Genomic DNA, 13,622 nt, shown 5'->3' with positions numbered 1-13,622 from the left:
CTCATCTATTCTCCAGTTACGAATTTTACTTTAAATTTTACTTGGAGGTGTTATGCGTCTGGATAAATTAACCAATAAATTCCAGCAAGCTCTCGCAGACGCCCAGTCATTGGCACTTGGGAACGATAATCAATTTATAGAACCCATACATTTACTGAGTGCGTTATTTAATCAACAAGGTGGCTCAATTCGCCCTCTATTAACATCTGTAGGTGTTAATGCATCGCAATTTAATGAGAGAATTAATGATGCTTTGTCTCGATTACCTAAAGTCGAAGGTGCTGGTGGAGAGGTTCATCCCTCAAATGATTTAATTAAGCACCTTAATTTGTGCGATAAATTGGCACAGAAAAAAGGTGATGAATTTATTTCATCAGAGCTCTTTCTTTTAGCTGCGATGGAAACCGGTGGTCAAGTTGCTGACATGCTAAAAGCAGCCGGAGCGAATAAAGCAAGTCTTGAGATAGCGATTGAAAAAATACGTGGTGGAGAAACAGTGAACGATCAAAATGCAGAAGACCAACGTCAGGCATTGAAAAAATATACTGTGGATTTAACGGAAAGAGCAGAACAAGGCAAACTCGATCCTGTCATTGGTCGTGATGAAGAAATAAGAAGAACTATTCAAGTTCTACAACGCCGTACTAAAAATAACCCTGTACTTATTGGTGAACCAGGGGTAGGTAAAACGGCAATAGTTGAAGGTTTAGCTCAACGTATTGTTAATGGTGAAGTCCCTGAAGGTTTAAAAAATAAACGTGTGCTTTCTTTGGATATGGGCTCGTTATTAGCTGGTGCTAAATATCGTGGTGAATTTGAAGAACGTTTAAAAGCTGTTTTAAATGATTTATCTAAACAGGAAGGTAGCGTTATTCTGTTTATTGATGAATTACATACAATGGTTGGTGCAGGTAAAGCCGAAGGCGCTATGGATGCAGGAAATATGTTAAAACCTGCATTAGCACGTGGTGAATTGCACTGTGTGGGTGCAACAACACTTGATGAATATCGTCAATACATTGAAAAAGATGCGGCATTAGAACGTCGTTTCCAAAAAGTGTATGTGGCAGAGCCAACAGTAGAAGACACGATCGCTATTTTGCGTGGTCTGAAAGAACGTTATGAACTTCATCATCATGTTCAAATTACCGATCCCGCGATTGTTGCTGCAGCGACTTTATCTCATCGCTATATTTCTGACCGTATGTTGCCAGATAAAGCGATTGACTTGATTGATGAAGCGGGTGCAAGCCTACGTATGCAAATGGATTCAAAACCAGAAGCATTAGATAGACTTGATAGACGTATTATTCAGCTTAAACTTGAGCAACAAGCACTGCAAAAAGAGTCTGATGATGCAAGTAAAAAACGTTTAGAAATGCTAAATGAAGAACTTGCTGAAAAAGAGAAAGAATATTCTGTTTTAGAAGAAGAGTGGAAAGCAGAAAAAGTGGAGCTTACGGGTACTCAGCATATTAAGTCTGAATTAGAGCAAGCACGTATTGCATTAGAACAAGCTCGCCGTAGTGGTGATTTAGCTAAAATGTCAGAGATCCAATATGGACAAATTCCGACATTAGAAAAACAGCTTGCCGAAGCTAATAAAGCTGAAGATAAGCATATGAAGCTGTTACGCAATAAAGTCACTGATGCTGAGATTGCTGAGATCTTAGCGCGTTGGACAGGTATTCCTGTATCTAGAATGCTAGAGGGGGAACGTGAAAAACTGCTAAGAATGGAACAAGAATTACATAGACGTGTTATTGGCCAGGCTGAGGCTGTAAGTGCAGTATCTAATGCTATCCGTCGTAGTCGTGCTGGATTATCTGATCCTAATCGCCCAATAGGTTCGTTCTTGTTCTTAGGACCAACAGGGGTTGGTAAGACTGAGTTGTGTAAAGCGCTAGCGAACTTCTTGTTTGATAGTGATGATGCAATGGTTCGTATCGATATGTCTGAGTTTATGGAAAAACACTCCGTTTCTCGTTTAGTGGGGGCGCCTCCAGGATATGTTGGTTACGAAGAAGGTGGATATTTAACAGAAGCCGTTCGTCGTCGCCCTTATTCAGTTATCTTATTAGATGAAGTTGAAAAAGCGCATCCAGATGTATTCAATATTTTATTACAAGTATTGGATGATGGTCGTTTAACGGATGGACAAGGCAGAACTGTCGATTTTCGTAATACAGTTGTGATTATGACATCGAACTTAGGGTCTGATTTAATTCAAGAACGTTTCGGGACAATTGATTACCCTGAAATGAAAACTATTGTGATGGATGTTGTTGGCCATCATTTCAGACCAGAGTTTATTAACCGTATTGATGAAGTTGTGGTATTCCACCCATTAGGTAAAGAAAACATTGCTGCGATTGCACAAATTCAGTTGCGTCGTTTATACCAGCGTTTAGAAGAGCGTGGTTATCACGTTACAATTACAGGCGCTGCATTAGAGAAATTGAGCGAAGTTGGATTCGACCCAATCTATGGGGCTCGCCCATTGAAACGAGCTATCCAGCAAGAGGTTGAAAACCCATTAGCTCAAGATATCTTGTCTGGCAAATTATTACCGGGCAAAGAGATTATCTTAGATTTAGATGACAATAAGATAATTGCAAAACAGTAATAGGGCTTCTTCTCTATTGATTTTGATAAAGAAGAGATGTCATTAAATTGAAAAAGAGGCTTATATAAGCCTCTTTTTTTATGTTTTATGTCTTAATGAGGGAGAATAAAGATAATCTACAAATAGTGTTTTTTATATTTGAAACTTTTTTAGACACTAATTGTCTATTATTTGTACCCAAAAGGCCGGTTTGATTATTAAGTGCGCTGTTGGAAGTTTTTTTTTAAATAATACTTGTCACACTCAGAAAACTCCCTATAATGCGCCCTCGTTGTCACGGCAAACCACGCTAAGTGAGTTAGTTGAGAGAACGAAGAAAAAAAGTGAAAAGCCTTGTAAATAAACGCTTGACACTGAATGAGGAAGATGTAGAATGCACCTCCTCGCAACAACGCAGAAGACCGGAAACGGCAGCGAATGTTGCATTGCTCTTTAACAAATTATCAGACAATCTGTGTGGGCACTCGCAGAGACGATATCTTCTAAAATATTAGATGTATCAAGTCTTGAAGAGTGAACAACAAAAGTAATTCATTTATGAATAGCTAAGTTTTCGATTTCTTTGAGCATCAAACACTTTTAATTGAAGAGTTTGATCATGGCTCAGATTGAACGCTGGCGGCAGGCCTAACACATGCAAGTCGAGCGGTAACAGGGGAAAGCTTGCTTTCTTGCTGACGAGCGGCGGACGGGTGAGTAATGTATGGGGATCTGCCCGATAGAGGGGGATAACTACTGGAAACGGTGGCTAATACCGCATGACGTCTACGGACCAAAGCAGGGGCTCTTCGGACCTTGCGCTATCGGATGAACCCATATGGGATTAGCTAGTAGGTGAGGTAATGGCTCACCCTAGGCAACGATCTCTAGCTGGTCTGAGAGGATGATCAGCCACACTGGGACTGAGACACGGCCCAGACTCCTACGGGAGGCAGCAGTGGGGAATATTGCACAATGGGCGCAAGCCTGATGCAGCCATGCCGCGTGTATGAAGAAGGCCTTAGGGTTGTAAAGTACTTTCAGCGGGGAGGAAGGTGTTAAGATTAATACTCTTAGCAATTGACGTTACCCGCAGAAGAAGCACCGGCTAACTCCGTGCCAGCAGCCGCGGTAATACGGAGGGTGCAAGCGTTAATCGGAATTACTGGGCGTAAAGCGCACGCAGGCGGTCAATTAAGTCAGATGTGAAAGCCCCGAGCTTAACTTGGGAATTGCATCTGAAACTGGTTGGCTAGAGTCTTGTAGAGGGGGTAGAATTCCACGTGTAGCGGTGAAATGCGTAGAGATGTGGAGGAATACCGGTGGCGAAGGCGGCCCCCTGGACAAAGACTGACGCTCAGGTGCGAAAGCGTGGGGAGCAAACAGGATTAGATACCCTGGTAGTCCACGCTGTAAACGATGTCGATTTAGAGGTTGTGGTCTTGAACCGTGGCTTCTGGAGCTAACGCGTTAAATCGACCGCCTGGGGAGTACGGCCGCAAGGTTAAAACTCAAATGAATTGACGGGGGCCCGCACAAGCGGTGGAGCATGTGGTTTTAATTCGATGCAACGCGAAGAACCTTACCTACTCTTGACATCCAGAGAATCCTTTAGAGATAGAGGAGTGCCTTCGGGAACTCTGAGACAGGTGCTGCATGGCTGTCGTCAGCTCGTGTTGTGAAATGTTGGGTTAAGTCCCGCAACGAGCGCAACCCTTATCCTTTGTTGCCAGCGCGTAATGGCGGGAACTCAAAGGAGACTGCCGGTGATAAACCGGAGGAAGGTGGGGATGACGTCAAGTCATCATGGCCCTTACGAGTAGGGCTACACACGTGCTACAATGGCAGATACAAAGAGAAGCGACCTCGCGAGAGCAAGCGGAACTCATAAAGTCTGTCGTAGTCCGGATTGGAGTCTGCAACTCGACTCCATGAAGTCGGAATCGCTAGTAATCGTAGATCAGAATGCTACGGTGAATACGTTCCCGGGCCTTGTACACACCGCCCGTCACACCATGGGAGTGGGTTGCAAAAGAAGTAGGTAGCTTAACCTTCGGGAGGGCGCTTACCACTTTGTGATTCATGACTGGGGTGAAGTCGTAACAAGGTAACCGTAGGGGAACCTGCGGTTGGATCACCTCCTTACCTAAGAGATACGTGTTATGTGCAGTGCTCACACAGATTGTCTGATGAAGAACGAGCAGAAATACCGGTATAGGCTTGTAGCTCAGGTGGTTAGAGCGCACCCCTGATAAGGGTGAGGTCGGTGGTTCAAGTCCACTCAGGCCTACCAAATCGTATTGATACTGCGTTGTGAATCCACTCGTTTACTGATGTAAACTTCGTGGCTCCACGCCTTGTCTCACTGCGATTGGCTCAATTCTTCCTTAAAGGAACACTTCCGATAAGAGAGAAACCTGAGAAACAAAAACGGTATTAAAGAATGCATTATGGGGCTATAGCTCAGCTGGGAGAGCGCCTGCCTTGCACGCAGGAGGTCAGCGGTTCGATCCCGCTTAGCTCCACCATAATCTCTTGAATATAAAACAATAATTCAGAGTATATTAGCAATAGTATACTGCGAATTATTTTGCTCTTTAACAATCTGGAACAAGCTGAAAAATTGAAAACAAATCAATATATCACCGAGGTATATTGATGAGTCTCTCAAAATCTCAAATCTGAAAGTACTCTTCAGAAAGGATATGCGAGCAAAATGATTTCAAGGCGGACAGCGCACAGCAAGCGGAGCATACTCAAAGTATGTGAGCATTGCGAGCACTGCCCAACGTCAAAATCATGAAGCGCAGCAATCCGTTTTAGAAGACACCTTCGGGTTGTGAGGTTAAGCGAATAAGCGTACACGGTGGATGCCTAGGCAATCAGAGGCGATGAAGGACGTGCTAATCTGCGATAAGCGTCGGTAAGGTGATATGAACCGTTATACCCGACGATTTCCGAATGGGGAAACCCAATATCCAATGGATATTATCATGACGTGAATACATAGCATCATGAAGCGAACCGGGAGAACTGAAACATCTCAGTACCCCGAGGAAAAGAAATCAACCGAGATTCCCCTAGTAGCGGCGAGCGAACGGGGAACAGCCCAGAGTCTTAATCAATAGCAGCATCAGGAGAACGGTCTGGAAAGTCCGGCAGTAAAGGGTGATAGCCCCGTATCTGAAGATGCTGTTATTGTGAACTCGACGAGTAGGGCGGGACACGTGTTATCCTGTCTGAATATGGGGGGACCATCCTCCAAGGCTAAATACTCCTGATTGACCGATAGTGAACCAGTACCGTGAGGGAAAGGCGAAAAGAACCCCGGCGAGGGGAGTGAAAAAGAACCTGAAACCGTGTACGTACAAGCAGTAGGAGCCCCATCACTCAAGTGCCTCGCACTGAGTGATTGGACAAACCACTCGAAAACAGCGCAGCGTTTACCTACAAAGTGGATTGATTTTTTCAAGCCGTCGCGCAGTGTACATAGAAGTACACGAGCAACGGAAGTTAAAAAATCGAGCCAGTTTGACAGTAAAAGCAAGCGGGACATTTGAGGATGGGGTGACTGCGTACCTTTTGTATAATGGGTCAGCGACTTATATTCTGTAGCGAGGTTAACCGTATAGGGGAGCCGTAGGGAAACCGAGTCTTAACTGGGCGAATGAGTTGCAGGGTATAGACCCGAAACCCGGTGATCTATCCATGGGCAGGTTGAAGGTTGGGTAACACTAACTGGAGGACCGAACCGACTAATGTTGAAAAATTAGCGGATGACTTGTGGATGGGGGTGAAAGGCCAATCAAACCGGGAGATAGCTGGTTCTCCCCGAAAGCTATTTAGGTAGCGCCTCGTGAACTCATCTTCGGGGGTAGAGCACTGTTTCGACTAGGGGGTCATCCCGACTTACCAACTCGATGCAAACTGCGAATACCGAAGAATGTTATCACGGGAGACACACGGCGGGTGCTAACGTCCGTCGTGAAGAGGGAAACAACCCAGACCGCCAGCTAAGGTCCCAAAGTCATGGTTAAGTGGGAAACGAAGTGGGAAGGCTCAGACAGCCAGGATGTTGGCTTAGAAGCAGCCATCATTTAAAGAAAGCGTAATAGCTCACTGGTCGAGTCGGCCCGCGCGGAAGATGTAACGGGGCTAAACCATGCACCGAAGCTGCGGCAGCGAACGTATCACTTAAATTTGTTTGAGTGAAAAACGATTGACGGAACAAAGTGACGTCAATGCGTCCATTAAAGTCGAGGCGAAAGCCAGATAAGCGAATTTAAGGATACGTTCGTTGGGTAGGGGAGCGTTCTGTAAGCCTGCGAAGGTGTGCTGTGAGGCATGCTGGAGGTATCAGAAGTGCGAATGCTGACATAAGTAACGATAATGCGGGTGAAAAACCCGCACGCCGGAAGACCAAGGGTTCCTGTCCAACGTTAATCGGGGCAGGGTGAGTCGACCCCTAAGGCGAGGCTGAAAAGCGTAGTCGATGGGAAACGGGTTAATATTCCCGTACTGGTGGTAACTGCGATGGGGGAACGGAGAAGGCTAGGTTGTCCGGGCGACGGTCGTCCCGGTTCAAGCATGTAGGCAGAGTGATTAGGCAAATCCGGTCACTTAATGCTGAGGTGTGATGACGAGCCACTAAGGTGGTGAAGCAATTGATGCCCTGCTTCCAGGAAAAGCCTCTAAGCTTCAGGTTACCAACAATCGTACCCCAAACCGACACAGGTGGTCAGGTAGAGAATACTCAGGCGCTTGAGAGAACTCGGGTGAAGGAACTAGGCAAAATGGTGCCGTAACTTCGGGAGAAGGCACGCTGGCGGTAAGTGAAGTCCCTTGCGGACGGAGCCGAAGCCAGTCGAAGATACCAGCTGGCTGCAACTGTTTATTAAACACAGCACTGTGCAAACACGAAAGTGGACGTATACGGTGTGACGCCTGCCCGGTGCTGGAAGGTTAATTGATGGGGTTATCCTTAGGGAGAAGCTCTTGATCGAAGCCCCAGTAAACGGCGGCCGTAACTATAACGGTCCTAAGGTAGCGAAATTCCTTGTCGGGTAAGTTCCGACCTGCACGAATGGCGTAATGATGGCCAGGCTGTCTCCACCCGAGACTCAGTGAAATTGAACTCGCTGTGAAGATGCAGTGTACCCGCGGCAAGACGGAAAGACCCCGTGAACCTTTACTATAGCTTGACACTGAACATTGAGCCTTGATGTGTAGGATAGGTGGGAGACTATGAAGTGTGGACGCCAGTCTGCATGGAGTCAACCTTGAAATACCACCCTTTAACGTTTGATGTTCTAACCTAGGTCCATAATCTGGATCGGGGGACCGTGTCTGGTGGGTAGTTTGACTGGGGCGGTCTCCTCCTAAAGAGTAACGGAGGAGCACGAAGGTTGGCTAAGCATGGTCGGACATCATGCGGTTAGTGCAAAGGCATAAGCCAGCTTGACTGTGAGAGTGACGGCTCGAGCAGGTACGAAAAGTAGGTCTTAGTGATCCGGTGGTTCTGAATGGAAGGGCCATCGCTCAACGGATAAAAGGTACTCCGGGGATAACAGGCTGATACCGCCCAAGAGTTCATATCGACGGCGGTGTTTGGCACCTCGATGTCGGCTCATCACATCCTGGGGCTGAAGTAGGTCCCAAGGGTATGGCTGTTCGCCATTTAAAGTGGTACGCGAGCTGGGTTTAGAACGTCGTGAGACAGTTCGGTCCCTATCTGCCGTGGGCGTTGGAAGATTGAGAGGGGTTGCTCCTAGTACGAGAGGACCGGAGTGAACGCACCACTGGTGTTCGGGTTGTCATGCCAATGGCATTGCCCGGTAGCTAAGTGCGGAAGAGATAACCGCTGAAAGCATCTAAGCGGGAAACTTGCCTCGAGATGAGTCTTCCCTGTCACCTTGAGTGATCTAAAGGAACGTTTAAGACTAAGACGTTGATAGGCTGGGTGTGTAAGCGTAGCGATACGTTGAGCTAACCAGTACTAATGAACCGTGAGGCTTAACCTGACAACACCGAAGGTGTTTTGTCTGAGAGACAAACAGTAGATGAAGTAAGCTTGTTTAAGATTGATATTGCTGGCGACTGACCGAAAGGAAAGAAGCGGGTGATAAAACAGAATTTGCTTGGCGGCCATAGCGCAGCGGACCCACCTGAATCCATGCCGAACTCAGAAGTGAAACGTTGTAGCGCCGATGGTAGTGTGGGGCCTCCCCATGTGAGAGTAGGGAACTGCCAGGCATTAAATAAGACAAAAAAGCCAACCCAATGGGTTGGCTTTTTTGCGTTTGTTTTTTTAAATAAAAGTTACTTTAATTGCTGATAAAGTAATAAACCTGCCGCTGCCCCTGCAACATCGTAAGCAAAATCATGCCAACTCCAGCCAGTGCCTTCTGGGCGACTATCATAAAGCTCTTTCGCTGCACCTAAACTAATCGAAAATGAGAGCCCTATTAATAATCCTTCCCTATGACTATAATTTTGATGATCTGCATACGCATTTGCACCTGCGGATGCAGCCATTGAAAATAAGAAATGCTGGGCTTTATCTTTGCCTTTCCAATTATCATTGGCAAAATGAAATGACTGGCAACCATTTAAAGTTATTATTGATAATAAAATAATCAGAGAACGACATTTGAGCTTTAGTCTCATAAAAATAAAAGCCTTTTCACTGATAAGAGTGTTTTTAATATAGAAGATTATTAAAGATAAGGTATGATTTGAGATGATAATTTTATTAAACAAAAAAGCCTTGCTGTAATTTAGCAAGGCTTATCAAATGAAGCGTTAATTAAAGTATGCGGCTGATTAATCTATCAACACGAATACGTCGTAAGCGTTTAATTAATTTCTTCACTTTTAGAGGATAAAGCTTAATGCTTTCTAGATCTTGGTAATGTTTCACGACAATAGTATGTTGGCGAATACATTCTAACTCTTTGTATCGTTGCTCATGTAATTCATGTTTAGGATCATGAATTAATATGGCATTTTCCAAATCTAATCCCCATGCACGTGGATTAAGATTATTACCCGTAATTAATTGCCAGTTATCATCTACCCACATACCTTTTAGGTGATATGTATTATCGCTATCTTTCCAAAGTCTTACAGTTAATTGGTTGCTATCAATAAACCGCTGGAAACGTTGGGTAAATTTACGCAAGTTCATTTCATAGAGATAAGGCAAAGCACCAATAATTTTAAATGGCTCTTCTGGTGGAATATAGAAGTCATTTGCTGTTTTATCACCAATAATAATTTCAACTTGTTTGCCATTTCTTAATAAATGACTGATTTGGCGTACAAGGATCGCAGGTAAATTAAAATAAGGTGTACAAATAACAAGTTTTTCTTCAGTAGAAGCCATAAGGTGAGAAATTGTCTTATTTAAGATATTTTTCTTACCTAAACCCATTAAAGGTGTTACTGCCAGCTCGTTGTTAGAAGCATTGGCTTTAATATCATAGCCATCACGAGTGCGTAAATTGAAACGAAATTGACGAATACAATTTTTAATTTCGGCACAACGAACTCTATCTTTGATATCCAGTCGTTGAATCGCTTCTGATTGCAAAAGATCAGACACGATAAATTGCTTCATTGTGGAAGCTAATTCGCTATTTTGGATAATGTGATATCTGTCATAACGATATTTATCGAGTTTATGCAAGTAAACATTATTAATACTTGCACCGCTGTAGATAATCGTATCATCAAAGATAAAGCCTTTAAGGTGTAATACACCTAATGCTTCACGAGTGTTTACGGGAATACCGTAAATAGGGATCTCGATATCAGGATGTTGCTGTGCAACATGATAGTACCAATCTGCATTTGTTGCATCAGCAGAGACACCAATACGCCCACGTTGAGCACGGTGCCAGTCAACAATAACGGTAATGGATAATTCAGGACGTTGTTGTTTTGCGGTGTAAAGCGCATCAAGGATCTCTTCACCAGCCTCATCGTGCTCTAGATAAAGAGCTGTAATAAAGATCTCTTTCTTTGCTTGAGCAATGTATTTCAATAAGGTGCTGCGAAACGCGGACGTCTGATAAAGCGTTTCAACATCAGCAACTGACTGAGCTAATTTAGGCAGTTGTGCAAGGTGTTGTTGATGCTTAGCAAGTTTTAGTTTAGACAACATCACAGTGCTTAATTCTCTTGTTTATGATGGCAGATGGAGCCATCGTCCATGTAGATTTTCTTTAACCGATCTTCTGATCATAACATTAGTTATATGGGATGTACGCATAAAATCATCATATATAGCTAATTTATCAAAGGATGCGCGAACAATCACATAAAGACACTTTCTCTAATGATTATAGCATTGGGCTATCTTTTGAAGGTCCAAGCTGTAAATCAAGATTGACTATTCCTTCATCAAATTGTACTTCAACAGAAAATCCCAATTTTTTCGCTAAACTTATCATGTTGCGATTTTCAGGCATTGTTATCGCGGTTAAACGTTTAATGCCATGTTCTCTAGTATAGTTGATAAGTTTAGTCATAAGTTGATGACCTAAAGTATTTCCTTTTAAATCAGAACGCACAAGAATAGCGAATTCTGCATGCTGATTATCGGGATCTGCCATTGCCCGGGCAACACCAATGATTTCAGGTTGATCTTCTGGATTTCGGATCGCGACAAAAGCCATTTCTCGATCGTAGTCAATTTGCGTCATATTCGCGAGATCGTCATGTGTAAACTCACTGATCTCACTAAAATAGCGATAATAAAGATCTTCTTTTGTTACTTGGTTTATAAACGTTTTCAATAACGGTTCATCTTCCGGCAAAATAGGGCGGATAAAGCAAGGATTGTTATCTCTTAGAAAGAAGGTTTCTTCTAATTCATTGGGATAAGGGCGAATAGAGAGTCTTTGATGAGGATCGCCTTGTAGTGGCGCTAACTCCATCGCAACATCGAGCAATGTAAAATCATTACCTGAAGCTAGTAGAGGGTGAATATCTAATCTGACAATTTGTGGACAATCTAAAAGTAAGTGAGAAACCTGCACCAAAAAATGACTTAGGCTTAATATATTTAGAGGCTGTAAAGCGCTTCTCGGCTGTATCTTTCCGCTTTTTATTGCATTAATAACCAGATAGCGGGCAAGTGCCATATTAAGAGGTGGCAAAGCCACTGCGGCTTTAGTTTCTATTTGCCACTCAACCCCTCCTTCACCCAACACAATTAATGGGCCAAAAATAGGATCTTGTTCTATGGCGACTCGTAGTTCTTGAGAGCCAGCGCGATTTGCCATACTTTGTACTAATAAACCCTGAATTTGTGCTTGAGGGTATAGCTCTGTAACGCGCTCTATAATGGCATGTGCTGCTGATGATACTTCTGTGCTGTCTCGAAGATAAAGCATAACACCTTGTACTTCGGACTTATGAGGGATATCAGGAGAACGCAATTTCAGTGCAACAGGATAACCAATCTTTTCAGCAATATTGACAGCTTCTTGTGCATTATGAGCAATCCAAGTAGGAAGTGTATTAAAACCGTAAGCTTCCATAATTGGCTGGACTTGGTGTGTGTCTAATCGATATTGCTTATTTTTTAACGCCTCTTCAATGCAACGATGTGCTTGCTGTGTGTTCATTTTGATATCTAGAGGCAATGCTGGTGTTTCTTTTAGCTGTTTCTGATTTCGACGATATTCCACCATATGCATAAATGCGGTGACGGCACCTTCAGGTGTTCGATAGGTTGGAATTCCAGCTTCACTAAATAATTTACGCGATTGCTGAGATGAATATTCTCCACCCCAGTTAGTGAAAACGGTAAGCCATTTACGTCTAGGATGTTTATTGATGGCTTCTATAACGCGTTGTGCCGTTTCAATGCTAGGGGCTATGGCACTAGGTGTGTGAATAAGGAGTAATGCATCATGATCATGGCTATCTAACAAACAATTTAATGCCAAAATATAACGATCAACGGTTGTATCGTCACCTAAGTTTAATGGATTACGAATGGAATTTTCTTCTTGAATAACACTTTGTAGCTTTTGTTTTGTTTCATCCGTAAGCTGTGCAAGCTTTCCTGAATGCAAAAATAGTTCATCAACGGCCATTGCAGCAGGTGCAGAGCCATTACTCATAATCATCAATCTTTCGCCTTTTAAAGGCGTCATATAGCTAAGTGTTTCAACGGCTGAAAACATTTCATGAGTATCTTGTACTCGTAATAACCCTGCACGTTGAAAAGCTGCATCATAAGCCACGTCATAACTCGGTGTATCACCCAATAACAGTTGAGCTTTTTGGGTTCGACCACTTTTTATCACCAGAATAGGCTTATTACGTGAAGCACTACGAGATGCTGACATAAATCGTCGGGCATCTTTTATATGTTCGAGATGCAATAAAATTGCACTGGTCTTACTGTCTCTTGCTAAAAAGTCTAGTAAATCATCGACTTGGATATCTTGGTTATCACCTAATGCAATAAAATAGGAGAAGCCAATATTGCGATAATAAGCCCAATCTAAAATCGTGTTGGCGACAGCGGCTGATTGCGAAATAAAAGCGAGCTTTCCTTTTTTAACTGGAAGCGGTGAAAAGCTGGCATTTAAACCTTGCCACGGTGCTAAAAGCCCCAAACTATTAGGTCCAAGTAAACGGATGTGATATTGCTGACAAAGTAATTTTATTGGCTGAAACTGTTCAGGTTGTGCGGAAAGCACAATCACGGCTTTACAGCCAGATCCACCTAATTGTTTTAATAGCTCAAGATTGCGACGATGATGTGTACAAATAATAGCGAGATCAGGTACTTGAGGTAATTTATCAATAGAAGGATAAGTGAAAACACCAGAGACAGAGCCACGAGAGGGATTAATCGGAAATACTGGGCCATTAAATCCACCACTGAGCAAATTTTTCATCATGGTGGTTCCTGCTCGACCTAATTTTTCAGAGGCACCAATCACCGCAATAGATTTAGGACGTAATAGTGCTTCAAGACCTCGTTGGCTCATACCCA

General features: G+C 43.5%; 4 protein-coding genes, 2 tRNA genes and 3 rRNA genes. 6 read left to right on the top strand and 3 right to left on the bottom strand.

What is annotated here, in order from left to right; all coding sequences use genetic code 11:
* Window positions 1-52: 52 nt before the first annotated feature.
* The 6 genes from clpB to rrf all read left to right on the top strand — a co-directional run bounded on the left by clpB (window position 53) and on the right by rrf (window position 8,857).
* Window positions 53-2,626 carry an ATP-dependent chaperone ClpB gene (gene clpB, locus GTK47_RS16825; protein WP_165125318.1) on the top strand — a complete coding sequence of 858 codons (2,574 nt, stop codon included), beginning with the start codon at window positions 53-55 and terminating at the stop codon, window positions 2,624-2,626.
* A 580-nt stretch (window positions 2,627-3,206) separates the two neighbouring features.
* Window positions 3,207-4,750: ribosomal RNA gene (locus GTK47_RS16820) — 16S ribosomal RNA — on the top strand.
* A 71-nt stretch (window positions 4,751-4,821) separates the two neighbouring features.
* Window positions 4,822-4,898 (top strand) — tRNA-Ile (locus GTK47_RS16815).
* A gap of 159 nt (window positions 4,899-5,057) precedes the next feature.
* Window positions 5,058-5,133: transfer RNA gene (locus GTK47_RS16810), tRNA-Ala, on the top strand.
* 315 nt (window positions 5,134-5,448) lie between these two features.
* Window positions 5,449-8,625 (top strand): 23S ribosomal RNA (locus GTK47_RS16805).
* Between the two features lie 116 nt (window positions 8,626-8,741).
* A 5S ribosomal RNA gene (rrf, locus tag GTK47_RS16800) occupies window positions 8,742-8,857 on the top strand.
* Together the 16S, 23S and 5S rRNA genes with 2 tRNA genes alongside form the textbook arrangement of a ribosomal RNA operon.
* 66 nt (window positions 8,858-8,923) lie before the next feature.
* Here rrf and GTK47_RS16795 read toward each other — a convergent pair.
* The 3 genes from GTK47_RS16795 to GTK47_RS16785 form a co-directional block, all read right to left on the bottom strand.
* Entirely contained in the window at window positions 8,924-9,271 is a 348-nt protein-coding gene (locus GTK47_RS16795; protein WP_165125315.1) for a YfiM family lipoprotein, read from the bottom strand.
* 139 nt (window positions 9,272-9,410) lie between these two features.
* Entirely contained in the window at window positions 9,411-10,769 is a 1,359-nt protein-coding gene (gene pssA, locus GTK47_RS16790; protein ID WP_165126725.1) for a CDP-diacylglycerol--serine O-phosphatidyltransferase, read from the bottom strand.
* A gap of 178 nt (window positions 10,770-10,947) precedes the next feature.
* Window positions 10,948-13,617, bottom strand: coding sequence for a bifunctional acetate--CoA ligase family protein/GNAT family N-acetyltransferase (locus tag GTK47_RS16785; protein WP_165125312.1), 2,670 nt, complete (start codon window positions 13,615-13,617; stop codon window positions 10,948-10,950).
* Between the last annotated feature and the right edge of the window lie 5 nt (window positions 13,618-13,622).

This window comes from Proteus sp. ZN5 (assembly GCF_011046025.1).
In the GTDB taxonomy this organism is placed as follows: Bacteria; Pseudomonadota; Gammaproteobacteria; order Enterobacterales; family Enterobacteriaceae; genus Proteus.
The sequence above is the reverse complement of the archived record's forward strand: the minus strand, read 5'-3'. Positions and strand labels throughout refer to the sequence as shown.

What these genes read in the sequence shown, in the direction of transcription:
- clpB (WP_165125318.1), top strand. Translation starts at nt 53, where the DNA reads ATGCGTCTGGATAAATTAACCAATAAATTCCAGCAAGCTCTCGCAGAC.
- GTK47_RS16795 (WP_165125315.1), bottom strand. Translation starts at nt 9,271, where the DNA reads ATGAGACTAAAGCTCAAATGTCGTTCTCTGATTATTTTATTATCAATA.
- GTK47_RS16785 (WP_165125312.1), bottom strand. Translation starts at nt 13,617, where the DNA reads ATGAGCCAACGAGGTCTTGAAGCACTATTACGTCCTAAATCTATTGCG.
- pssA (WP_165126725.1), bottom strand. Translation starts at nt 10,769, where the DNA reads ATGTTGTCTAAACTAAAACTTGCTAAGCATCAACAACACCTTGCACAA.